The 23,788-nt window shown below is 66.0% G+C and carries 19 protein-coding genes and 1 tRNA gene; 14 read left to right on the top strand and 6 right to left on the bottom strand.

Annotated elements, in window-relative coordinates:
- Both ACK42S_RS01025 and ACK42S_RS01020 read right to left on the bottom strand, forming a co-directional pair.
- Nucleotides 1–675: hypothetical protein (locus ACK42S_RS01025; RefSeq protein ID WP_409702353.1), on the bottom strand; the 675-nt coding region annotated here is incomplete at its 3' end.
- 67 nt (nucleotides 676–742) lie between these two features.
- Nucleotides 743–1,708 carry a glucokinase gene (locus ACK42S_RS01020; protein WP_409702351.1) on the bottom strand — a complete coding sequence of 322 codons (966 nt, stop codon included), beginning with the start codon at nucleotides 1,706–1,708 and terminating at the stop codon, nucleotides 743–745.
- A gap of 455 nt (nucleotides 1,709–2,163) precedes the next feature.
- Between ACK42S_RS01020 and ACK42S_RS01015 the strand changes: the two genes are divergently transcribed.
- The 9 genes from ACK42S_RS01015 to ACK42S_RS00975 all read left to right on the top strand — a co-directional run bounded on the left by ACK42S_RS01015 (nucleotide 2,164) and on the right by ACK42S_RS00975 (nucleotide 14,575).
- Nucleotides 2,164–3,483 carry a maltoporin gene (locus ACK42S_RS01015; protein WP_409702349.1) on the top strand — a complete coding sequence of 440 codons (1,320 nt, stop codon included), beginning with the start codon at nucleotides 2,164–2,166 and terminating at the stop codon, nucleotides 3,481–3,483.
- A 147-nt stretch (nucleotides 3,484–3,630) separates the two neighbouring features.
- On the top strand, nucleotides 3,631–5,289 hold the full coding sequence (locus tag ACK42S_RS01010) for an alpha-glucosidase (protein ID WP_409702348.1): 1,659 nt from the start codon (nucleotides 3,631–3,633) through the stop codon (nucleotides 5,287–5,289).
- Nucleotides 5,290–5,316: 27 nt separating this feature from the next.
- Nucleotides 5,317–6,414, top strand: coding sequence for an ABC transporter ATP-binding protein (locus ACK42S_RS01005; RefSeq protein WP_409702346.1), 1,098 nt, complete (start codon nucleotides 5,317–5,319; stop codon nucleotides 6,412–6,414).
- Between the two features lie 76 nt (nucleotides 6,415–6,490).
- Nucleotides 6,491–7,693 (top strand): maltose/maltodextrin ABC transporter substrate-binding protein MalE, encoded by a 1,203-nt coding sequence (gene malE, locus ACK42S_RS01000; RefSeq protein ID WP_409702344.1) that lies wholly within the window; start codon nucleotides 6,491–6,493, stop codon nucleotides 7,691–7,693.
- 71 nt (nucleotides 7,694–7,764) lie between these two features.
- Nucleotides 7,765–9,297, top strand: a complete 1,533-nt coding sequence (gene malF / locus ACK42S_RS00995; RefSeq protein ID WP_409702342.1) for a maltose ABC transporter permease MalF — start codon at nucleotides 7,765–7,767, stop codon at nucleotides 9,295–9,297.
- A 26-nt stretch (nucleotides 9,298–9,323) separates the two neighbouring features.
- Nucleotides 9,324–10,214, top strand: a complete 891-nt coding sequence (gene malG, locus ACK42S_RS00990; RefSeq protein ID WP_409702340.1) for a maltose ABC transporter permease MalG — start codon at nucleotides 9,324–9,326, stop codon at nucleotides 10,212–10,214.
- Between the two features lie 55 nt (nucleotides 10,215–10,269).
- Nucleotides 10,270–10,713, top strand: coding sequence for a pullulanase-associated domain-containing protein (locus ACK42S_RS00985; protein WP_409702338.1), 444 nt, complete (start codon nucleotides 10,270–10,272; stop codon nucleotides 10,711–10,713).
- A 113-nt stretch (nucleotides 10,714–10,826) separates the two neighbouring features.
- Nucleotides 10,827–12,548 (top strand): alpha-amylase family glycosyl hydrolase, encoded by a 1,722-nt coding sequence (locus tag ACK42S_RS00980; RefSeq protein WP_409702336.1) that lies wholly within the window; start codon nucleotides 10,827–10,829, stop codon nucleotides 12,546–12,548.
- 86 nt (nucleotides 12,549–12,634) lie between these two features.
- Nucleotides 12,635–14,575 carry a glucokinase gene (locus ACK42S_RS00975; RefSeq protein WP_409702334.1) on the top strand — a complete coding sequence of 647 codons (1,941 nt, stop codon included), beginning with the start codon at nucleotides 12,635–12,637 and terminating at the stop codon, nucleotides 14,573–14,575.
- Between the two features lie 9 nt (nucleotides 14,576–14,584).
- Here the strand turns inward: ACK42S_RS00975 and ACK42S_RS00970 are convergent, their stop codons facing one another.
- On the bottom strand, nucleotides 14,585–16,846 hold the full coding sequence (locus tag ACK42S_RS00970) for an Orn/Lys/Arg decarboxylase N-terminal domain-containing protein (RefSeq protein WP_409702332.1): 2,262 nt from the start codon (nucleotides 16,844–16,846) through the stop codon (nucleotides 14,585–14,587).
- A 186-nt stretch (nucleotides 16,847–17,032) separates the two neighbouring features.
- Here ACK42S_RS00970 and ACK42S_RS00965 point away from each other — a divergent pair, with 186 nt between their 5' ends.
- The 3 genes from ACK42S_RS00965 (at nucleotide 17,033) to ACK42S_RS00955 (ending at nucleotide 18,590) form a co-directional block, all read left to right on the top strand.
- The gene (locus ACK42S_RS00965) at nucleotides 17,033–17,461 is read left to right on the top strand and encodes an NfeD family protein (protein WP_409702330.1); all 429 of its coding nucleotides are present in this window, start codon (nucleotides 17,033–17,035) and stop codon (nucleotides 17,459–17,461) included.
- Between the two features lie 26 nt (nucleotides 17,462–17,487).
- Complete coding sequence (locus ACK42S_RS00960) at nucleotides 17,488–18,408, top strand: SPFH domain-containing protein (RefSeq protein WP_409702328.1); 921 nt, start codon at nucleotides 17,488–17,490, stop codon at nucleotides 18,406–18,408.
- A gap of 91 nt (nucleotides 18,409–18,499) precedes the next feature.
- Nucleotides 18,500–18,590, top strand: a tRNA-Ser gene (locus ACK42S_RS00955).
- A gap of 143 nt (nucleotides 18,591–18,733) precedes the next feature.
- On the opposite strand, the gene ACK42S_RS00950 is transcribed toward ACK42S_RS00955, so the two are convergent.
- The 3 genes from ACK42S_RS00950 to ACK42S_RS00940 form a co-directional block, all read right to left on the bottom strand.
- Complete coding sequence (locus ACK42S_RS00950; RefSeq protein ID WP_409702326.1) at nucleotides 18,734–19,915, bottom strand: branched-chain amino acid ABC transporter substrate-binding protein; 1,182 nt, start codon at nucleotides 19,913–19,915, stop codon at nucleotides 18,734–18,736.
- 211 nt (nucleotides 19,916–20,126) lie between these two features.
- Nucleotides 20,127–20,585, bottom strand: coding sequence for a DNA polymerase III subunit chi (locus tag ACK42S_RS00945; protein ID WP_409702324.1), 459 nt, complete (start codon nucleotides 20,583–20,585; stop codon nucleotides 20,127–20,129).
- Nucleotides 20,582–22,042 carry a leucyl aminopeptidase gene (locus ACK42S_RS00940; RefSeq protein ID WP_409702381.1) on the bottom strand — a complete coding sequence of 487 codons (1,461 nt, stop codon included), beginning with the start codon at nucleotides 22,040–22,042 and terminating at the stop codon, nucleotides 20,582–20,584. The genes ACK42S_RS00945 and ACK42S_RS00940 overlap by 4 nt, the downstream gene beginning before the upstream one ends.
- A 26-nt stretch (nucleotides 22,043–22,068) precedes the next feature.
- On the opposite strand from ACK42S_RS00940, the gene lptF reads away from it, so the two are divergent.
- On the top strand, nucleotides 22,069–23,178 hold the full coding sequence (lptF, locus tag ACK42S_RS00935; protein WP_409702322.1) for an LPS export ABC transporter permease LptF: 1,110 nt from the start codon (nucleotides 22,069–22,071) through the stop codon (nucleotides 23,176–23,178).
- Nucleotides 23,175–23,788 (top strand): LptF/LptG family permease (locus tag ACK42S_RS00930; RefSeq protein ID WP_409702320.1); only part of this gene is annotated, 614 nt, incomplete at its 3' end. The genes lptF and ACK42S_RS00930, both read left to right, overlap by 4 nt.

The raw sequence follows: 23,788 nt of genomic DNA, 5'->3' as shown, positions 1-23,788 counted from the left end.
TTCTCCTCCTTCTCTCGCGTCTTTTCCCTCCCCCCCTCCCCCCCCACCCCCCCCCTCCCCACCCCCCCCCGCTGCCACGGGATGCAGGGAGAAGACCAGCCAGTCGGCGCGCCGGGCCTGGCCCTGAGGACTCGCGACGGCCGAAGGCCCCGCCTGCGCGCGCGAGCCGTGCTGGAAGCGCGGCAGCACCTTCGTGGCACGGTAGGCGTGGAAGAAATCCAAACGTGCATCGTGCACGATCAGGTTCAACCCCTCCTCGCTGACGAACAGCCGTGCCGTCACGCCATAGGGCGTGCTCAGAAAGTTTCCATGGCGACGGGCCGTGCTGAGCAGCTCCACATCCTGCCCCGGACCGGCCGCCCCAAGGGCCTGCACCAGCGGGCCGATCAGGTCGTCGAGCTCGTCGTTGCTGAACAGGTTCTCCGTGCGCCCCCGCACGGCGGTGGTGATGCTGCCCAGCGCACGGCGCAGGACCTCCGGCGCCACGGCGGCAGGATGGGCGTTGGGTGCGTCGCTGCCAGGCTCCCGCGGGGCCAGCCGCACGACGGTGAGTTCATGGATGCGCCACTCGCGCGCCCGTGGCGAGATCGAAGCATCGGTCGCGGCCGCCTGTGCCGCCGCCAGTGGGGTCCCCCCCGCCATCAGGGCGAGCAGCACGACCGCAGCGGCCGTCATGCGGGGTCCGACAGGGACTCGGGTTCTGGAAATGGGGTGCTGCACGCTCATCTCCTCATCCACATCATCAGCTCAATTCATCCAGGGCCCGCGCCGCCCCCAGCAGAGCCGGATGCTGCGCCTGCACGACGTAGGTCGGGATCCCGGCCAGGTAAGACCTGAAACGCCCCTTGTCCTCGAACCGCCGCCGGAAGGCGGAGCGGTCGAACCATGGTCCCAGGCGCGGCACGATGCCGCCACCAATGTACACACCCCCGCGCGCGCCTAGCGTGAGCGCGAGATTGCCCGCCACATTGCCCAGGAAGCTGCAGAACAGCGCCAGCGCTTGTTCGCAGGCGGGATCCTGGGCGGCCAGGGCCGCATGCGAGACGTCCGCGGGCGTCAGGGCTGCCGGCGCCACGCCACGCAGCTCGCACACGGCGTCGTAGAGATGAACCAAGCCCGGGCCGGACAAGGCCCGCTCGGCGGAGGCATGCCCGAAGCGCCGCCGCAGCAGACGCAGGACCGCCTCCTCGTCCTCGTCGGCGGCCGCCAGCGTCACATGCCCTCCCTCGCCATTGACCGGCACCAGCCGCCCTCCCCCCGAGGACAGTAGGCCCGAAACACCCAGCCCCGTGCCGGCGCCCAGCAGGGCTCTGGGCTCGCCCTCCACAGCTTGCCCGCCGCCCACGGGCCGCAGGTCACCTCCGGCCAACGAGGGCAGCGACATGGCCAGCGCCGTGAAATCGTTCAGCACGAGCAGGCGCCGCAGCCCAAGGCTTTCGCGCATGGCGCGGATGGAGAAGGCCCAGTGGTGGTTGGTCATCTGCACCCGGTCACCGGTCACGGGATTGGCAATGCCGATCGCACACCATGGCGGGATGTCCAGACCCTCTTGCTCCAAATAAGCCCGGATCACCGACTCCAGCGACTCGTGAGCGGCGCAGGCATAGGTTCTCACACGCTCGGGCAGACGACCCGGCGCCGCCACCCAGGCCAGGCGGGCATTCGTCCCGCCGATGTCCCCGACCAGACGGGGGTAGGTTTGATCCACGATGTTGTCTTCCTCGATGAGCCCCGCGGCACGACTCTTGGCCGGCCGGGGTGTAGGCAAACTACATCATCATGCTAGATGAGTTCAAGCACCCTGTCCATGCTTGTCACGGCTTGAAGCGACTGCCTCCGACCGTTTGTCGCCGGCACAACACTCGCAATCAAGGGTTATCCCTGGTTCAGTAAACGTAGTTTCATTACTAGAGTTCCGCCTGTTATCAAACTACATCAATACTTGTAGTGATTCTACAGACGGCCATGACGGACAAGACTTCCCTGGCGGTGTTCCGCCCGCAACCGTGGTGGCCCAGCGGTCTTCAAAGCGAGCGAGTTCGCGGCGCCCGGCCGGGCGCCGCCTCTTTTTCGCCGCCCCTCGGTTTTCCCCAACCGCTGTGAAGCGGCCTCGGCCGTACGCAGCATGACACCACCAAGCCACAACCCATGAGGAGTTCCACCATGCATCACAAGTTCAAGCTGCTGGCTGCCGCAGCAGCCGTGGCAGGCGCCTTCGCCGCGCCGGCCGCGTTCGCACAGGGCATCGAGTTCCACGGCTACGTGCGCACCCAGGTCGGCGGCACCAGCGAAGGCGGCAACCTGCAGTGCTTCCGGCTGGGCTTCCCGGCGCAGGCCAAGTACCGCCTGGGCAACGAATGCGACAACTACGGTGAGGCGGCGGTGTCGGTGCCGTTCGGCAAGTCCGACGGTGCCTGGGCGAAATACAACCTGCGCCTGGCGCTGCGCGAGAAGGGGGCCCAGGACTATGAAAGCGTGATCGACCAGAACCCCTCGAGCGACGGCAAGAGCTTCGACATCGCCAGCCGCGAAAACTATGTCATCGCCGGCGGTTTCTTCCCCGAGGGGGCCCTCGAAGACGCCAAGCTGTGGGTGGGCAAGCGCTTTTACAACCGCCACGACGTCCACATCAACGACTACTACTACTGGGCCAACACCGGCCCCGGCGCCGGCATCGAGGACATCGGCGTGGGCCCGGCCAAATTCGCCTTTGCCTACCACCAAAACGGCGGCAACTCCGGCCTGGACGGCGCGCCGGGCAGCTTCGTGTTCGGTGGCGGCGTGGGCGTGAACGCCGCCAAGCGCTATGAGTTCCGCTTCTATGACATCGGCGTCAACCCGAACGGCAAGCTGGAACTGGCCGCCCAGGTCATCCGTGGCAGCAACGCCGTGGCCAGCGACGAGAAGACCGGTTACCTGCTGACGGCTCAGCACTTTCAGGGCGGCATCCTCGGCGGCTTCAACAAGCTCGCGCTGCAGTACGGCCGCGGCAATGGAGCCGGCATGAACTGGATCCCGGCCTACGCCGGGGGCAACAACAGCACCAAGGGCGAATCGATCCGCCTGGTCGAGCAGCTCTACATCGCGCCGGCCGGCAGCAACTGGTCAGGCATGGGCACCTTCATCTGGGACAACCTGAAGAAGGCCCCCTGGGACCTGGAGCAGCGCCAGTGGATGAGCTTCGGCGTGCGTCCGCAGTACAACTTCAGCGACAACTTCTCGCTGGCGGTGGAGCTCGGCGTGGACCGTGCCAAGGATGACAGCCAGACCAATCCGAAGTGGGCCACGCTGACCAAGCTGACCATCGCGCCGCAGTTGTCTCTGTCGCGCGGCTTCTGGTCGCGCCCGGTGCTGCGCGGCTTCGTGACCTACGCCACCTGGAACGAAGCCGCCCGCAATGGCGTGAATGCCAACTCGAACAACGTGTTCGCCGACAAGAAGTACGGCATCACCTACGGCGTGCAGGCAGAGACCTGGTGGTGATCGGGCCGGTGCCGGCCTGCGCCGGCACGGCGGCTTGATTGCACAGGCGGCTGCGCGCCGCCTGCAAGGCGATGGGCATCGACATGCCGTGCCCATCGCCTTGCACCTGGGCCCCGAACCGAACTGCAAATTGACGGACCTTCCGACGTGACCACTGCCTCGTCTTTGCACGCCCGCGCCACCGACTGGTGGCGAGGCGCCATCATCTACCAGATCTACCCCCGCAGCTTCGCCGACAGCAACGGTGACGGCATCGGGGACCTGCCCGGCATCGTCGAGCGCCTGCCCTACGTGGCCAGCCTGGGTGTGGATGCCATCTGGATTTCACCCTTCTTCCGCTCGCCGATGAAAGACTTCGGCTACGACATCGCCGACTACCGCGACGTCGATCCGATGTTCGGCACCCTGGCTGACTTCGACCTCCTGGTGGCGCGAGCTCACGAGCTGGGCCTGAAGGTCATGATCGACCAGGTGCTCTCGCATACCTCGGACCAGCACCCTTGGTTCGTCGAAAGCCGCGCCAGCCGCGACAACCCCAAGGCCGACTGGTATGTGTGGGCCGATCCCCGGCCGGACGGCACCCCCCCCAACAATTGGCTCAGTGTCTTCGGCGGTTCGGCCTGGCAGTGGGATTCGCGCCGGCGCCAGTACTACCTGCACAACTTCCTCACGAGCCAGCCCGACCTGAACTTCCACCACCCGGCGGTGCAACAGCAGGTGCTGGAGGACATCCGCTTCTGGCTGGAACGCGGCGTGGACGGCTTCCGTTTCGACGCCTGCATCTTCCACTTCCACGACCGGCAATTGCGCGACAACCCGCCGGCGACCCGTCGCGACACCAAGACGGTCATGGAAACCAACCCCTACGGGATGCAACGCCACCTGTACGACAAGACCCAGCCGGAGAATCTCGCCTTCCTGCAGCGCGTGCGTGCACTGCTGAACGAGTACGGGGCCGCCAGCGTGGGGGAGATCGGCGACGACGATTCGCTCAAGACCATGGCCGCCTACACGGCCGACGGCGACAAGCTGCACATGGCCTACAGCTTCAACCTGCTGACGGCCGAGCACAGCGCCGCCTACATCCGCCAGCAGGTCGAGGAGCTGGAAGCCCAAATGAAGGACGGTTGGGCCTGCTGGTCCTTCGGTAACCACGATGTGGCCCGTGTGATGACGCGCTGGGGCGGCTCGGATGCCTCGCCCGATTACATCAAGGTGGCCGGCGCGATGCTGATGAGCCTGCGCGGCAGCGTGTGCTGGTGGCAAGGTGACGAACTGGCCCTCACCGAAGCCGACATCCCCTTCGAGAAGCTGCAGGACCCCTACGGCATCGCCTTCTGGCCCGAGTTCAAGGGTCGCGACGGCTGTCGCACCCCCATGCCCTGGTCGAGCATGCAGCCGCATGGAGGGTTCAGCGGTGAGGCCACGGTGGAACCCTGGCTGCCCGTACCGCCCGAGCATCTCGCTCGGGCGGTGGACGTGAGCGAAGCCGATCCTGCATCGCCCTTGCAGGCGCTGCGCCGATTCATCGCCTGGCGCAAGACGCAGCCTGCACTCGTGACCGGCGATATCCGCTTCTTCGACGCCCCCGAGCCTGTGCTGGCGCTGGTGCGTACCCCGGCCGCCGGCCAATCTGGCGATGCAGTGCTGGCCCTGTTCAACTTGGGCGCCAAGCCGGTGAGCTTCGAGCTGCCGCAAGCGCCGGCCACCTCGGCGCTGGAAGGCCATGGCTTTGCCGGAGCGCATCGCCAGGCTCAGCGTTTCACCTTGCCCGCCCACGGCGCCTACTTCGGCAAGATGGCGTGATGTCCGAAGCCTGAACCGACCCGAACCATGGCCCACCTCCAACTCAAGGCGCTGCGCAAATCCTACGGCGAGATCGAGACCCTGCACGGCATCGATCTGGACATCCACGACGGCGAATTCATCGTCTTCGTCGGCCCTTCGGGCTGCGGCAAGTCCACCTTGCTGCGCTGCATTGCCGGCCTGGAAGACATCACCAGCGGCGAGCTGTACATCGGCGGCCAGCTCGTCAACGAGGTTCCGCCCGCCAAGCGGGGCATCGCGATGGTCTTCCAGAGCTATGCCTTGTACCCTCACATGACGGTGGCCGAGAACATGGCCTTTGGGCTGCGCTTGGCCGGCGTGAAGAAGGACGAACAGGCGGCTGCCGTGAAGCGTGCCGCGCAGATCCTGCAGATCGAGCATCTGCTGGACCGCAAGCCCAAGGCTCTGTCGGGCGGACAGCGGCAGCGTGTGGCGATCGGCCGTGCGATCGTGCGCAAGCCGGGTGTGTTCCTGTTCGACGAGCCGCTGTCCAACCTCGATGCCGCGCTGCGGGTGCAGATGCGGGTGGAACTGGCCCGGCTGCACCGCGAACTGAAGACCACCATGGTCTATGTGACCCACGACCAGGTCGAGGCCATGACCCTGGCCCACCGCATCGTGGTGTTCCATGCGGGCCGCATCGAGCAGGTGGGCACGCCGATGGAGCTCTACCACCGCCCGGCCAACCTCTTCGTGGCCGGCTTCATCGGCTCGCCCAAGATGAACTTCATCTCGGCCACGCTGGAATCGGCAGCCGCCACGCAAGCCCTGCTGAGGCTGGCCGACGGACGTGCCATCCGTGCCGCCGTCGATGCCACCGGTCTGGCCTGCGGCACGCCCGTGACCGTGGGCGTGCGTCCCGAACACATCGACACCCAGACTGCTGAGCCGGCCAACGAGCTGCGCGGCACGGTGCAGGCGGCCGAACATCTGGGGGACGTCACTTACCTTTATGTGGACGTTCCCGGCGCCCAGGCGCCGGTGGTCGTGCGTGCGTCTGCGGACAACCCGCTGGTCATCGGCGACACCGCCCACCTGGACCTGCCGCCGCAGCGCTGCCACGTCTTCGATGCCGACGGACAGGCCCTGCCCCGCACGGAATGACCGTCTCACCCTTTCCCCAACCGTGTCATTGGACATACCCAAGCGCCCGATCAGGCCGAAACCAAAGGAGCAAGCCATGAACATTCAACGTCAACGCATCAAGTTGGTGGCCGCGGCCGCCATGCTGGCCCTGTCGGCCGGCTTCTCGGCGCCAGCCCTGGCCGTCGAGCCCGGCAAGCTGCTGATCTGGATCAACGGTGACAAGGGCTACAACGGCCTGCAGAAGGTCGGTGACGAATTCGAGAAAAAGACCGGCGTGAAAGTGACGGTCGAGCATCCGGAAGATGCCCCGGGCAAGTTCCAGCAGGCTGCAGCCGCTGGCAAAGGACCCGACATCTGGATCTGGGCGCATGATCGCGTGGGCGAGTGGATCCAGGGCGGCCTGCTGCAGCCGGTGACCCCGTCGAAGAAGATCGTCGACGACATCGATCCGTTGGCCTGGAAGGCCTTCAACATCGGTGGCCGCACTTGGGGCTACCCTATCTCGATCGAGGCGGTGGCCCTCATCTACAACAAAGACCTGGTGCCCACCCCGCCCAAGAGCTTCGAGGAAGTGATTGCGCTGGACAAGAAGCTGTCGGCCCAGAGCAAGAAGGCCATCCTCTGGGACTACAACAACACCTACTTCACCTGGCCGCTGCTGGCGGCCAACGGCGGCTACGCCTTCAAGCAGAAGGCCGACGGCACCTACGACCCCACCGACACCGGTGTGAACAATGCCGGGGCCCTCAAAGGGGCCGAGCTGATCGCCAGGATGATCAAGGACGGCGTGATGCCCAAGGGGGCCGGCTACGCGGACATGGAAGCCGCCGTCAACCAGGGCAAGGTCGCGATGATGATCAACGGCCCCTGGGCGTGGGACAACCTGAAGAAGTCCAAGATCAACTTCGGCGTGGCCAAGATCCCCACCGTGGCCGGCAAGAAGGCCGCACCCTTCGTGGGCGTGATGGGCGCGATGATCAACAAGTCTTCTCCGAACCGCGACATCGCCATCGAGTTCATCGAGAACCACATGCTGAGTGTGGCGGGTCTGAAGACCATCAACGACGATGTGCCCTTGGGCACGCCGGCGTCCAAGACCTTCTTCAACCAGCTCAAGAGCGACCCGAACATCCAAGCCACGATGGCCAGTGCCCAGGACGGCGCCCCCATGCCCAATATTCCGGAGATGGGTCGCTTCTGGTCCTCGATGGCCTCGGCACTGCAGAACATGACCGAAGGACGCCAAAGTCCCAAGGAGGCCTTGGACGCCGCAGCCAAGCGCATCACGGCCAAGTGATCTGACCCGCGGCTCGCAAGGGCCGCACCCTGGTGGTCCGGCACCGTTGCCGGACCACCCACCAATTCCGTATGACTCAGACTTCCGTCCTGCAGCGTTGGGCTCCCCGGGCCGCCGGCATCGTGCTGGCCCTGGGGGCCCTCTACCTCGTCACCCTTGTCCACGCTGCCGGCGAAACGCTGCTGGCAGGCACCTTGCTCGTGGTGACCGCCCTGGCAGCCTGGATCTACACCTCACAGCGCCTGTATGCCTGGCGCTACCTCTTCCCTGGCATCGCTGCCGTGGTCGTCTTCGTGGTCTTCCCGATGCTGTATACGGTGGCCATCAGCTTCACCAACTACAGCTCGCGCAACCTGCTCAGCTTCGAGCGTGCCACAGCCTACCTTCTGGACGAGACCTATCAGGCCGAGGGGCGCAGCTACAGCTTTGCCTTGCTGAGCGACGGTCAACGCCATGTGGGCCGCTTCGAGGATCCTGACACCGGCGAGATCTTCCTCAGTCCCGACCTTGATCTCGACGATCCGACGCCGGCCTCGGTAGCCGCTGTGGCGGCCCAGGGAGACCCGCCGGGCCTCGCCCCCGTCGAACTGCGCGAACTCATCCGCCTGCAGCCCCGCCTGCGCACCCTCACCGTCACCATGCCCGACGGCACGGCGGTGCGCATGAGCGGCCTGCGCCGGTTCGGTCCCGTCCAGAAGCTCTACGTGCGCAATGCTGACGGCAGCCTCACGAACCGGCAAGACGGTTCGGTGCTGCGTCCGAATTTCGACACCGGCTTCTACCAGAACGAGGCCGGCGAGAACGTGGCTCCGGGTTTCCAGGTGAACATTGGCGCGGCCCACTACCTGCGCATCTTCACCGACGAGGCCTTCCGCGAGCCCTTCGTGCGCATCTTCATCTGGACGGTCGTCTTCGCGGCGCTGACCGTGCTGTTTGCCACCTCGGTAGGCATGGTGCTGGCCGTGCTGCTGAGCTGGGAGGCCCTGCGTTTCCGCGCGATCTACCAGACCCTGCTCTTCCTGCCCTACGCCGTGCCGGGCTTCATCTCCATCCTGGTGTTCAAGGGCCTGTTCAACAACAATTTCGGCGAGATCAACCTCATCTTGCACGGCTTGTTCGGCATCAAGCCCGCGTGGTTCTCGGATCCTTTCCTGGCCAAGGTGATGCTGCTCATCGTCAACACCTGGTTGGGCTATCCATACATGATGGTGCTGTGCATGGGGCTGCTCAAGGCCATCCCGTCCGACCTCTACGAAGCCTCGGCCGTGGCGGGTGCCGGGCCGCTGACCAACTTCTTCCGCATCACGCTGCCGCTGGTCATCAAGCCGCTCACGCCGCTGCTGATCGCCTCCTTCGCATTCAACTTCAACAACTTCGTGCTGATCAACCTGCTGACTGGCGGACGGCCCGATTTCCTCGACACGCAGGTCCCAGCGGGCACCACCGACATCCTGGTGTCGTACACCTACCGCATTGCCTTCGAGGATTCGGGCCAGAACTTCGGCCTGGCCGCCGCCATCTCCACGGTGATCTTCACGATGGTGGCTCTGCTGTCGTGGTTCAACCTGCGCGCCACGCGCATCACCAAGGACGAAGCCCGCTGAAGCAGATCCCAGGAGCACTCCCCACCATGGCCATCGTTCTCGACAAGTCCCATCGCTGGCGTGTGCTGGCCGCCCACGCCTTCCTGATCGCACTCATCGCGGTCATCATCTTCCCGTTCCTGATGATCCTGTCGATCTCGCTGCGTCCGGGCAACTTTGCCGCCGGCAGCCTGATCCCTGATCAAATCAGTCTGGAGCATTGGAAGCTCGCGCTGGGCATTTCCTACGAGGGTCCGGACGGCCGCATGGTCGAGCCCCCCTTCCCCGTGCTGCGCTGGCTGTGGAACTCGGTGAAGGTGGCCACGCTGTCGGGGATCATCACCCTGCTGCTGTCCACCACCGCGGCCTACGCCTTCGCCCGCATGAAGTTCCGCGGTCGGTCGCAGGCCCTCTCTGCGCTGCTGCTGATCCAGATGTTCCCGGCCGTGCTGGCGCTGGTGGCCATCTATGCCATCTTCGACCGCATCGGCAATATCTTCCCCTTCTTTGGCATCGACAGCCATGCCTCGCTGTTGCTGGCCTATGCCGGAGGTATCGGCCTGTTCACTTGGACGATCAAGGGCTACTTCGACACCATCCCCTCCGAGATCGAGGAGGCCGCCAAGGTGGACGGCGCTTCTGCGTGGCAGGCCTTCCGGCTGGTGCTGCTGCCCATGGCCGTTCCGATCCTGCTGGTCGTCTTCCTGCTCGCTTTCATTCACGCGATCATCGAGTATCCGGTGGCATCGGTGCTGCTACAGGGTCAGAACCAGCTCACGCTGGCGGTGGGCTCCAAGCTCTTCCTCTACGAACAGCGCTACCTGTGGGGCGACTTTGCCGCCGCCGCCATCCTCTCGGGCTTGCCCATCACCGTGGTCTTCATCCTCGCCCAGAAATGGATGGTCTCCGGCCTCACGGCCGGCGGGCTGAAAGGCTGATGACTGCACGACGAATCCCCAACCGCTCCTCAACCACCTGCAAGGAGACATCACGATGAAGCGCATCACTTCCCTTCTGAAGGCAACCGTCGCCGCCACCGTGCTCGCAGCCTGTGCCGGGGCCCTGGCCCAGAGCTCCGCACCGCCGGCCGGATACGTGTCCATCCATTACAACCGCTGCGACAACAACTACGACGGCTGGGGGGTGCACCTCTGGAAAGATGGGGGTATTCCATTGCCGGGGATCGAGTGGCAAAAGCCCATGATGCCCACCGGCAAGGACGACTTTGGCGTGTACTGGCACACCAAGCTCGACGACTACGTCAATGGCCGGGTCAACTACATCATCCACAAGGGCGATACCAAGGACCAGGGGGGCCGTGACATGGCCTTCGATGGCAAGCTCCACAAGCAGATCTGGGTGAACAACGGCGACCGCACCATCTACACCTCGCTGGCCGATGCGAAGAAGGCTCGCGAGGCCAAACCCTGCAAGTGAACTGACGCCCTCGCCTAGCGTTCCCCGCCGCTTGCGTACCGCGCGCGGCGGGGCCGTTCAACATCTTGCGGCCTGTGCCACCGCCTCGGCGCAGGCCCGTGCTGCCTTCTGCCATGAAACTGCTTCACCCGGCCCTGCTGCTCGCCCCCTTGCTCGTCGCCTGCGGCACCGCGACCCCGCCGCCTGCGTCCGCTCCCGCCGTCGCGGCCCCGCAGGCCAGCACCGCCGCGCCGCATGCCGTGCCGGGCCGCTTTGCCGACAACCCCATCGTCTACTTCGTCATCACCGACCGCTTCTTCAACGGCAACCCCGGCAATGACCACAGCTACGGACGCCAGCGGGAGGCCAACCCCAAGGACGACGTGGGCACTTTCCACGGCGGGGATCTCAAGGGCCTGACGATCAAACTCAGGGAAGGCTATTTCAAGGCGCTGGGGGTGAATGCCCTGTGGATCACGGCCCCCTATGAGCAGATCCGCGGCTGGGTGGTGGGTGGTGACAAGGAATTCAAGCACTACGCCTACCACGGCTACTACGCGCTGGACTACACCGTGCTCGACCGCAACATGGGCACCGCGGAGGAACTGCGTGAGATGGTCGACACCGCCCACGCACAAGGCATTCGGGTGCTTTTCGACGTGGTCATCAACCATCCCGGCTACCTGGACCTGCGAACGGCCGCCGAACTGGTGCCCAAGGTTCTGTGGCCCGGCCACGAGCAGGCCACGCTGCGCAACTACCACAGCTTCATCGACTACAACAGCTTCGCGTTCGGGCAATGGTGGGGGCGGGACTGGGTGCGTGCCGGACTGCCCGGCTACCTCGACGGCGGCCGAGACGACCGCACGATGCAACTGGCCTACCTGCCCGACTTCCGCACCGAGAGCAAGCAGGCCGTCCGGCTGCCCACCTTCCTGCGCAACAAGCCGGACACGCGAGCACGAGACCTGCCCGACACCACGGTGCGCGGCTATCTCATCCGGTGGTTGACCGACTGGGTGCGCGAGTATGGGATCGACGGCTTTCGCGCCGACACCGTCAAGCATGTCGAGCCCGAAGCCTGGGCCGAACTCAAGCGCGAAGCCACCAAGGCCCTGGCCGAATGGAAGGCCAGGAACCCGGACAAGAAGATCGACGACGAGCCCTTCTGGATGGTGGGTGAGTACTGGGGTCATGGGCCCGAGCGCAGCGCGCTGCACGACGCCGGCTTCGACGCGATGATCGACTTCCACTTCCAGCAGCAGGGGCGTCGCTTCAGCGAACCCGAACCCCTCTTTGCACAGTACGCACGCGTCTATGCCGGACGGCCCGGCTTCAGCAATCTCGCTTACATCTCCTCGCACGACACCGAACTCTTCAACCGCAAGCGTCTGTTCGAGGCCGGCACCGCGTTGATGCTGGTGCCCGGCGGCGTGCAGATCTTCTACGGCGACGAGACCGGGCGGCCGGAAGGACACCGCCCACGCACCGACCCCCAGCAATCGACCCGCTCGTTCATGAACTGGGACAGCATCGATGCAGAGCTGCTGTCCCATTGGCGCAAGCTCGGGACCTTCCGGGCCCGCCATGTGGCGCTGGCCCGTGGCGTGCATGAGCTCTTGCAGGCCACACCCTACGTGTTCAGCCGCGTCGATGCCGAAAGCGCAGACCGCGTCGTGGTCGCCCTGACCAACCCAGGGCCAGTCACCCTGCCAGTGGGACAGGTCTTCCGCGAAGGTGAGCGCCTGCGCGATGCCTACACCGGTCGGCCGGTGACCGTCAGCAACGGGCGGGTGAGTCTGGAGGCCGGCCGCGTCGTGCTGCTGGAGCGCGACCCGGCAGCGGCCGGGCGTTGAGCAGGAACCGCGCATGACGCCTTGCAGCCCCAGCCCGGCCCGGCTGCCCGCCGGGGGCCCAATCTTGGGTACAGTGTGCATGGAAAATGCCTGCCATGCCCTCGTCCCCATCCAACGCTGCCGGTTCGGTCCTCACCACGCCCATGCTCGTGGCCACGGGAGGACCTGACATGCCGGGCTTCACCCCTCCCTACCCCGACCCGCGCCTGCTGGCCGACATCGGCGCCACGTACGCCCGCTTCTGCCTGGAACAGCAGCCCGGCCGCTTCGACTATGTCACGGTGCTGCCTTGCGCCGACTACCCTGGCTTCGTCGAGGTGGTGCAGGCCTATCTCGACAGCCTGCCTCCCGGCCTGAAGCCCCGCCATGCGGCCGTGGCGATCGCCAACCCGATCGAAGGCGACTGGGTGCGCATGACCAACCGCGACTGGGCCTTCTCGATCGCCGGTGCGCAGCGCTTGCTGGGCCTGTCCACCTTGCTGGTGGTGAACAACTTCACCGCGCTGGCAATGTCGCTGCCGCGGGTGGGCGAGCAAGGACGTGAGCAGATCGGTGGTGGAGAACCCCAGGCCAACGGTGTGATCGGCCTGCTCGGACCGGGCACGGGCCTGGGCGTTTCGGGGCTGGTCCCCGTGGGGGACCGCTGGGCCACCCTGGCCACCGAAGGCGGCCATGTGAGCTTTTCGCCGGCCGACGAGCGTGAGCTCAAGGTGCTGCAATACGCTTGGAGGTCGCTCACCCACGTCTCAGCCGAACGGCTGGTCTCAGGCCCGGGCATCGAGATCATCTATCAGGCCCTCACCGAGGGCCGCACCGACCTGCCGGCCCGGCTGAGCACCACCCACATCGTCCAGCGCGCGATCCAGAACCTGTGCCCCTGGTGCGTCGAGACCGTCGAGACCTTCTGCAACATGCTGGGCACGGTCGCCTCGAACCTGGCCCTCACTCTCGGGGCCACCGGCGGCATCTACATCGGCGGGGGCATCGTGCCGCGACTGGGCGAGTTCTTCCTGCGCTCGGGGTTCCGGCAGCGCTTCGAGGCCAAAGGGCGCTTCTCGGGTTACGTGGCCCGCATCCCCACCTATGTGCTCACGGCCGAGAACCCGGCCTTCCACGGCGTGTCCTCGCTGCTGGCCGAGCATGTGCCCGCCCATGAAGGCGGCAACCCGCTGATGGAGCGGGTGCGCGCAGCCCGGCCCAGCCTGACGCCGGCCGAGCGACGGGTGGCCGACTTTGTGCTCGACAACCCGCGCACGGTGCTCAACGATGCGATCGCCGTGATCGCCCAGATGGCCGAAGTCAGCCAACCCACGGTGATCCGCTTCTGCCGGTCGCTCGGCTTCCAGGGGCTGGCCGACTTCAAGCTCAAGCTGGCCTCCGGCCTGACCGGCAACATCCCCGTGCAGCGCACCCAGGTGCGCCGGCAAGACGCGACCCCCGACCTGTGCGCCAAGGTGCTGGACAACACCATCTCGGCCATCGTGCAGTTCCGCGAGTCTCTCAACGTCGAAGCCGTGGACCAGGCCATCGAACTGCTGCGCCAGGCCAAGCGCGTGGAGTTCTACGCGATGGGCAACTCGGCCGTGGTCGCCCTGGATGCCCAGCACAAGCTTTTCCGTTTCCGCATCCCCTCGGTGGCGCACACCGACGCATCGATGCAGTCGATGGCGGCCGAGCTGCTGGGGCCGCAGGATGTGGCGGTATTCATCTCCAGTTCGGGCCAGCCGCCCGAGCTGGTGCGCGCCGCCACTCTGGCCCGCGACCGTGGGGCGGCCGTGCTGGCCATCACGGCCAGCAAGTCACCGCTGGCCAAGAAAGCCACGGTGTGCATCCCGGTGGATCATAACGAGGACAGCGCCACGTTCCTTGCGATGATCTCGCGCATCCTGCACTTGCTGGTGGTGGACATGGTGGCCGTGGGCGTGGCCGTGCGCCGCGAAACGGGCAGCAGCGTGCCCCGGCCAGCCCAGGCCGGCGACGCCGGCCCCGACCATCCTCCGGGCATGCTCATCTCCCACGTGCTCTGAGGGCTCCCGTCAACGCACGCAATCGACGTAATAGCGCCGGTTGCCGCTGGCGTCGTCCTCCTCCACCAGGCCGTGCACGTCGGTGTCGAAACCCGGGAAGGCCGCATTGAACTCTCGGGTGAAGCGCAGGTAATCGCAGATCTTGCGGTTGAAGCGCTCGCCGGGGATGAGCAGCGGGATGCCCGGCGGATAAGGCGTCAACAAAGAGGTCGTGATGCGGCCTTCGAGCTTGTCGATCTCCACGCGCTCGGTCTCGCGGTGGGCGATGCGTGCATAGGCATCGCTGGGCTTCATCGCCGGCTGCAGATCGGACAGGTACATCTCCGTCGTCAGGCGGGCGATGTCACGCTTGGCATACATCTCGTGGATGCCCTGGCAGAGATCACGCAGGCCCATGCGCTCGTAGCGCGGGTGCTGGGCGCAGAACTCCGGCAGGATGCGCCACATCGGCTGGTTCTTGTCGTAGTCGTCTTTGAACTGCTGCAGGGCCGTCAGCATCGTGTTCCAGCGTCCCTTGGTGATGCCGATCGTGAACATGATGAAGAAGGAGTACAGCCCCGTCTTCTCGACCACCACGCCATGTTCGGCCAGGTACTTGGTGACGATCGAGGCCGGGATGCCGGTCTTCGCAAACTTGCCGTTCAGATCCAGCCCCGGGGTGACGATCGTCGCTTTGATCGGATCGAGCATGTTGAAGCCTTCAGCCAGCTTGCCGAAGCCATGCCACTTGGCCGTGCCCTTGATCATCCAGTCTTCGCGCTGGCCGATGCCCGATTCGACCAGCTTGTCCGGCCCCCAGACCTTGAACCACCAGTCGGATCCGAACTCCTTCTCCACCTTGCGCATGGCCCGACGGAAGTCCAGGGCTTCGAGGATGCTCTCCGCCACCAGGGCCGTGCCCCCCGGAGGCTCCATCATTGCCGCAGCCACGTCGCACGAGGCGATGATCGCGTACTGCGGCGAGGTGGAGCTGTGCATCAGGTAGGCCTCGTTGAACAGCGCCCGGTCGAGCTTGCGGGTCTGCGAATCCTGCACGAGGATCTGCGAGGCCTGCGACAGGCCGGCCAGCAGCTTGTGCGTGGATTGCGTCGCGAACACCAGCGACTCCTTCGTGCGGGCCCGGTGCTTGCCCATCGCGTGCATGCCCGAGTAGAAGTCATGGAAAGCCGCATGCGGCAGCCAGGCTTCGTCGAAGTGCAGTGTGTCGATGTAGCCGTCGAGCATCGACTTGATGCTCTCGGTGTTGTAGAGCACGCCGTCATAAGTGCTCTGCGTGATGGTCAGCACGCGCGGCTTGACCTTCTTTGGGTCCACCCCCTTGAGCAGCGGGTTGGCGGCGATCTTCTTCTGAATCGCCTCGGGCGTGAACTCGCTTTGCGGAATGGGCCCGATGATGCCGTAGTGGTTGCGCGTGGGCGTCAGGAACACCGGCACGGCGCCGGTCATCGTGATGGCGTGCAAGATGGACTTGTGGCAGTTGCGGTCCACCACCACCACGTCGCCCGGGGCGACGGTGTGGTGCCATACCATCTTGTTGGACGTCGATGTGCCGTTGGTCACGAAGAAGCAGTGGTCGGCATTGAAGATACGCGCGGCATTGCGCTCGGAGGCAGCCACCGGGCCGGTGTGATCGAGCAACTGGCCGAGCTCCTCCACCGCATTGCACACGTCGGCGCGCAGCATGTTTTCCCCGAAGAACTGGTGGAACATCTGCCCGATCGGGCTCTTCAGGAAGGCCACCCCACCGGAATGGCCGGGACAGTGCCAGGAGTAGGAGCCGTCCTGCGCATAGCCCACCAAAGCGCGGAAGAACGGCGGCGCCAGCGAATCGAGGTAGCTCTTGGCCTCGCGGATGATGTGGCGTGCCACGAACTCCGGTGTGTCCTCGAACATGTGGATGAAACCGTGCAACTCCTTGAGCACGTCGTTCGGGATGTGCTGCGAGGTGCGTGTCTCGCCGTACAGATAGATGGGGATCTCGGCGTTCTTGAAGCGGATCTCGCTGACGAATGCACGCAGGCTCTTCAACGCCGCATCCACCTCCTCACTCGAGCCCGAGCCGAACTCCTCGTCATCGATGGACAGGATGAAAGCGCTGGCCCGGCTCTGCTGTTGGGCGAACTGGGACAGATCGCCGTAGCTGGTCACGCCCAGCACCTCGAAGCCCTCCTTCTCGATCGCATCGGCCAGGGCCCGGATGCCCAGGCCCGAGGCGTTCTCGGAACGGAAATCCTCGTCAATGATCACGATGGGAAAGTGAAAGCGCAGCATGGCAGGCCCCCCAAGGGCGCAAATCGGAAATGGAAACCGGCAAGTGTAGGGCCTGCGCCGGTCCCGGGCCGTGACGCGGTACCGGCTGTCCCGTCGGTACCACATCCATCCCGCAGCAGGCAGGCACGGTGCACACCGCGACGTACACTGCCAGCGGCCCGTCATTGAGACCGGAGGACACCTGCGATGGATTTTCACGACGCCACCTGGTGGTGGCTGCTCGCCGGCCTGGCCGTGGTCGCCGAATTGCTCACCGGCACCTTCTACCTGCTGATGATCGCCATGGGCCTGGCCGCCGGTGCCGTCGCCGCCCATGCCGGGCTGGGCTTCAGCGGCCAGCTCGTGGCGGCCGCCATCGTCGGCGGAGGGGCTGTCGCCCTGTGGCGCTGGCAGCGCAACCGCCACCCCGCGCGCGATGCACACGGCCGGCCTGACCACAACCAACTCGACATCGGCAAGCACGTCACCATCGAACAATGGCGGCCCGACCAGACCGCCCGTGTGAACTACCGCGGCGCCATCTGGACGGCCCGCTATGCCGGTACAGGCACGCCCGAACCCGGCACTTACACCATCCGCGCCGTCGAGGGCAACCACCTGCTCGTCGACCGCTGAATCCCCCCATCGCTCCCGGAGGAACCATGGAAATCGTTGCCATCGTCTTGCTGTTCATCGCAGTCATCTTCATCGCCCAATCCATCAAGGTGGTGCCGCAACAGCATGCCTGGGTGGTCGAGCGCCTGGGCCGCTTTCACGGTGTGCTCAGCCCGGGCTTGAATATCCTCGTGCCCTTCATCGACCGCGTGGCTTACAAGCACTCGCTGAAGGAGATCCCGCTGGATGTGCCCAGCCAGGTTTGCATCACCAAGGACAACACGCAGCTCGCTGTCGATGGCATCCTGTACTTCCAGGTCACCGACCCGATGCGTGCGAGTTATGGCTCGTCGAACTACATCATTGCCATCACCCAGCTCGCCCAGACCACCCTGCGCTCAGTGATCGGCAAGATGGAGCTGGACAAGACCTTCGAGGAGCGCGAGGCGATCAACGTCGCCGTCGTCAATGCCCTGGATGAAGCTGCGCTGAACTGGGGCGTGAAGGTGCTGCGCTACGAGATCAAGGACCTGACCCCGCCCAATGAGATCCTGCGCGCGATGCAGGCCCAGATCACGGCCGAGCGCGAGAAGCGCGCCCTGATTGCCGCCTCCGAAGGACGCAAGCAGGAACAGATCAACATCGCCGAAGGTGAACGCCAGGCCTTCATCAACAAGTCCGAGGGAGAGCGCCAGGCCGAGATCAACATCGCCCAGGGTCAGGCCGCTGCCATCGTCGCCGTGGCCGAGGCCACGGCCGAGGCCATCCGCAAGATCGCAGCGGCGATCCAGCAACCCGGCGGCGCGGAAGCCGTCAACCTGAAGGTGGCCGAGAAGGCGGTGGAAGCCTACGCCCAACTCGCCCAGAAGAACAACACGATGATCGTGCCCGGCAACATGACCGAGGTGTCGGCCCTGATCGGAACCGCAATGACGCTCATGAAAAGCGCCCCTGCCGCGAGCCGCTGAGTATCAGGCTCCAGGCTGAGGCGGGCTTTCGCAAGTCAGATCAAACTTGCTACAATCCGAGGTTTCGGCCAACAGGCCCCACGAACACCCCGGAGAGGTGGATGAGTGGTTTAAGTCGCACGCCTGGAAAGCGTGTGTGGGTGAATAGCCCACCGCGGGTTCGAATCCCGCCCTCTCCGCCAGAACCCCGCACGGAGCCATGCTCTGCGGGGTTTTGTGTTTTTGGGCGGCTCACCGCCCGTGATGTAGAGAGAAATAGAGAGAAACCCAACAAAAAGGGCGTCCCGGAGGACGCCCTTTTTTTGAGGGTTCGGCCGCTCGGCGATCAGCGGATCACGGCGAGCTGCTCGCGCTGGCCGCCCTTGTAGGTGTACAGCGTCAGCGCACCGTTCTTGATGTCGCCCTTCTCGTCGAAGGTGATGGTGCCGGTCACACCTTTGTACTCGATCTTGGCCAGCTCCGGCAGGTACTTGGCCGGATCGGTGGAGTCGGCCTTCTTCATGGCCTCGGCCATGACCATGGTGGCGTCATACACGTACGGAGCGTAGATCTGCACGTCCACGCCGAACTTCTGCTTGAACTTCTCCTTGAACGCGTCCAGGCCCGCCTTTTGCTCGCCTTCGACACCACCGGCCTCGGCGCAGTAGACCTGCTCGTCACCCATGCTGCCGGCGGCCAGCTTGGGCAGCTCGCCCGTGCAGATGCCATCGCCGCCCATGAACTTGGCATTGATACCCAGCGACTTCATCTGGCGCAGCATCGGGCCGGCCACGGCGTCCATGCCGCCGTAGAAGACGACGTCGGGGTTCTTGCCCTTGATGGTGGTCAGGATGGCGGTGAAGTCCGTCGCCTTGTCATGGGTGAACTCGCGCGCGACGACGTTGCCACCGGCGGCCTTGACGCCCTTCTCGAACTCGTCGGCCACGCCCTGACCGTAGGCCGTGCGGTCGTCGATCACGGCAATCGCCTTGCCTTGCAGGGTGCTGACGGCATAGCGGCCCAGCGTGCCGCCCAGATGGACGTCGTCAGCCACCACGCGGAAGGTGGTCTTGAAGCCCTGGCGGGTGTAGCGAGGGTTGGTGGCCGAGGGCGAAATCTGCGGGATGCCGGCGTCGCTGTAGATCTTCGACGCGGGGATGGTGGTGCCCGAGTTCAGGTGGCCGATCACGCCCTTGACACCCGAATCGACGAGCTTCTGGGCCGCTGCAGTGCCCTGCTTCGGATCGGCCGCGTCGTCTTCGGCCAGCAGCTCGAACTTGATCTTCTTGCCGCCGATGACCAAACCCTGGGCGTTGAGCTCATCGATGGCCAAGCGCGCGCCCAATTCGTTGTCCTTGCCCAGGTGCGCAATCGCGCCGCTGGTCGGGCCCACATGGCCCAGGCGGACCACCTCCTCACTGACAGGGGCCGCGGCCGGCGCGGCGGCGGCGGGCGCCTCTTCCTTCTTTCCACATGCGGCCAGGCCAGCCAGGGCGACCGCAGTTGCCAAGAGAGTCAGCTTCTTCATAGATGTCCTTGAAAAATGAGCTGCGAACTTGAATCCGGGCACGGCCACGCCGCGCCTTGGGTTGGAACCGCAAACTGTATATCAACCTGCGTGGAAAACTCCATGGCGTTGCCCCTGATTGCTGTTGCATCGGCGTCACGTGCCGCGAGCGTCTGCACGTCCGTGGTGCGCGGGGGACCCGAAGCCCGGGCCGCCTCCGCGGGGGCGGTCTTCAGCCGCCGCCCACCTCGTGCCGCTCGACAGCGTAGCCGCAGGACTGGTAGTGCTTCCAGCGCAGGCGGGCCTGCCGGCGATCGTCCTCGTCGAGACCGACCAGTTCGATGAGGCGCCCGAAGGCGTCGAAAGAGGCCGGCACCTCGTCTCCCAGGTTCACCAGCACCTCGCGGTGTGGCAGCTCGGTGGGGCTCGACGCCAGCCACAGGCGGGTGTGGGAGGCCAGACGCCGCCCGGCCTCGCCCTCGGTCAGGGGCAGGCGGACATGGGGCAGGAAGTCGACCGGGTCGAAGACCCACAGGGCCCGGTCGAGCGCCGCCAGGTCGGTATCGCGGCCCACCACACCGACCTGGGCGCCGGCACGGCTGGCCTTGCGCAGCAGCCGGCAGGCATAGGCCAGCTTGTCGGGCATGTTGAAGTGGAAGGCGATGGCCGTCACGGCGCTCGCGACGCTCAACGCGCTTGGCTCAGCAGGTAGCGCGCCAGCAGGGCCACCGGGCGGCCCGTCGCCCCTTTGGCCGGGCCGCTCTTCCAGGCCGTGCCGGCGATGTCCAGGTGCGCCCAGCGGTACTTGCTGGTGAAGCGGCGCAGGAACATCGCCGCGGTGATCGCGCCGCCCGCGCGACCGCCGACGTTGCCCATGTCGGCGAAATTGCTTTTCAGCGCCTCGTCGTACTCCTCATCCAACGGCATGCGCCAGCAGGTGTCCAAGGCTTCCCGGCCGGCCGTCTGCAGGGCCTCGGCCAGCGCATCGTCGGCCGTGAACAGACCGCTGTGGTGGTGCCCCAGTGCGATCACGCAGGCCCCCGTCAACGTGGCGACATCCACCACCGAGGCAGGCTTGAAGCGCTCCGCGTAGGTCAGTGCGTCGCACAGGATCAGCCGCCCTTCGGCATCGGTGTTGAGGATCTCGATCGTCTGGCCCGACAGGCTGGTCACCACATCACCCGGCTTGACCGAGCGGCCGTCAGGCATGTTCTCGCAAGCCGGGATCAGGCCGATCACGTTCAGGCGGGGTTTGAGTTCGGCCAGGGCCCGCATGGTGCCCAGCACGCTGGCGGCCCCGCTCATGTCGAACTTCATCTCGTCCATCTTGGCGGCCGGCTTGATCGAGATGCCCCCGGTGTCGAAGGTGATGCCCTTGCCCACCAGCACATGGGGCGCCTCGCCGCGGCGGCCGCCGTCGTAGCGCATCACGATGAAACGCAAGGGCTGCTCCGAGCCCTGGGCCACGGCCAGGAAGGCCCCCATGCCCAGCTTCTCGACGGCCTTGCGATCGAGCACATCGACCTTGAGCCCGTGGGCCTTGCCCAGTCGGCGCGCCTCGTCGGCCAGGTGGGTGGGGGTGCAGTGGTTGCCGGGGCGGTTGGCCCACTCGCGGGCCACGGCCACCCCGAGGGCAATCGCGCGGGCCTGGGCGAGGTCGTGCTGGACGGCCTTGAGCCCCTCCTTGCCCACCAGCAGGCTCACCTTCGACACCACCGGCGCCGGCGGTGCACTGGGCTTGGTGTGACGATAGACGTAGGTGGCCTCCTCGACGGCGCCGACCAGGGCGTGGGCGTGCGCAGGCGACCAGGTCGCCTGCGGCGCCAGCGTCACGGCCAGGTGGCGCGCTGCGCCGCTCTTGAGCACTTGCATCGCGGCGCTCAGCGCAGTGCGGTAAGCCTTGGCCGATCCGTCAGCCGCCACCGTGAATACCAGGCGAGGCGCACGCAGTCCGGCCGGACGATGCAGGTACAGGCTGCGGCCGGCCTTGAGGGCGAGGTCTCCGGTCTTCAAGGCATCGGCGAGCAGCCCGGCCACGGGTTCGGCCAGGTCCTGCGCCGGCTGGGCCGCGTTCAAGACGACCACCAGCGCGTCGCAGGGCGTTTCGGCCCACAGGGCCGGCGAGGAGGAAAGAGCTCGAAAGTCCATAATGCGACCGTTCATTCGGTGCGCCGATGTTATTCGATTCCTCCGTCCGCAAAGAGCTGAGCCGCAGTTTCGGTGCCACCTTGGTGGTGCTGCTGACCATCGTGCTCACGATGATGCTGATCCGCACCCTGGGCCAGGCGGCCAGCGGGGCGGTCTCTCCGCAACACGTGGTGCTGCTGCTGGGTTACACGGTGCTGGGTTACCTGCCCTCCATCCTCGCGCTGTCGCTGTTCGTCGCCACGGTGAGCACGCTGTCACGCATGTACCGCGACAGCGAGATGGCCGTGTGGTTCGCCAGCGGGGTGCCGCTGAGCCGATTCGCCCGGCCGGTGCTCAGGCTCGCAGCCCCGGTCCTTGCCGCGATCGCGGTGCTGGCGCTGCTGGTGTGGCCCTGGGCCAATCAGAGCATCTCGGAACTGCGCACGCTCTACGAGCGACGCTCGGATCTCTCCCGGGTCACGCCCGGCCAATTCCAGAGCTCCAGCGACGGCCGGCGGGTCTTCTTCATCGAGCGCAACACCGACGAGGGCCGCGTCGGGCGCAACGTGTTCGTCCTCACGCGTGAGGAAGGACGCGAGACCGTGACCACCGCGAGCGTGGGGCGCATCGAGTTCGAGGGCGAGGACCGCTATCTCGTGCTCGAGGCCGGGCAGCAGACCGACCACGATCTGCGCACCGGCGAGCGGCGCATCGCGCAGTTCGAGACCTATCGCATCTTGGTCGATGAGAAGGTGCGCCCGCAGGAGCCGGCGCTGCCCCCGCGGGCGCGCTCGAGCCTGTCGCTGTGGCTGGACCCCCAGCCGCGCCATCTGGGGGAGCTGACCTGGCGGCTCGGCCTGCCGCTGACGGCCTTCAACCTCGTTTTGCTCGGCGTGGGCCTGTCGGCGACCTCGCCTCGGCGAGGGACGAGCTGGAACCTGATGTTCGCCCTGTTGACTTTCGTCGTGTACTACAACCTGCTCAACCTCTCGCAGGCCTGGGTGTCCATCGGGCGCCTGAGCCCACCGGCCGCCCTGCTGGCAGTGCATGGCAGCGCCACGGCACTTGCGCTGGGCCTGCTGCGCTGGCGGGTGCATGGGTTGCGCGGCCTGCTGCCGGGACTGGGTCGCCCGGCCGCCTCGGGGGCCCGGGCATGAAGACCGTCCGCCGCCTGCTGTACACCGATATCTTGACGTCCATCGCCTTCGTCGCGGTGGCCTTCCTGGCGCTGTTCTTCTTCATCGACGCCGTGGACGAACTGGAGCGGGTGGGTCGAGGCGGGTACCAGCTGCACCAGGCACTGCTGTACTGCCTGCTGCTGCTGCCCGGCCACCTCTATGTGCTGATGCCGATCGCCGTGCTGATCGGCACCATCTACTCAATGGCCCGCATGGCGCAGTCCTCGGAATTCACGATCCTGCGCGTCAGCGGCCTGGGGCCGCAGCGCGCGCTGGCCCTCCTGCTCGGACTGGGGCTGGTGTTCGCCGCCCTCACCTTCGTGCTGGGGGATTACCTCGCGCCCTACAGCGATCGGCAGGCCCATGCAATGCGGACGATGGCGCGCGGACAGACGGTGTATGGCCAGGCCGGGACCTGGCTGAAAGACCGACAGGCCACGCCCGATGGCGAGCGCAGCTACTCGGTGCAGGTCACCGCGGCCGGGCCCGACGGCCGCCTGCAGCAGGTGCGGCTCTACGAGTTCGATGCCCGGGGACGCCTGGTGGGGCAGTTGCAGGCACAGTCGGCCACGGTGGACGAAGAGGGCCA

It is taken from the genome of Caldimonas sp. (genome assembly GCF_046289365.1).
GTDB lineage: Bacteria > Pseudomonadota > Gammaproteobacteria > Burkholderiales > Burkholderiaceae_C > Caldimonas.
This window is presented reverse-complemented; position numbering and strand designations above follow the sequence as displayed.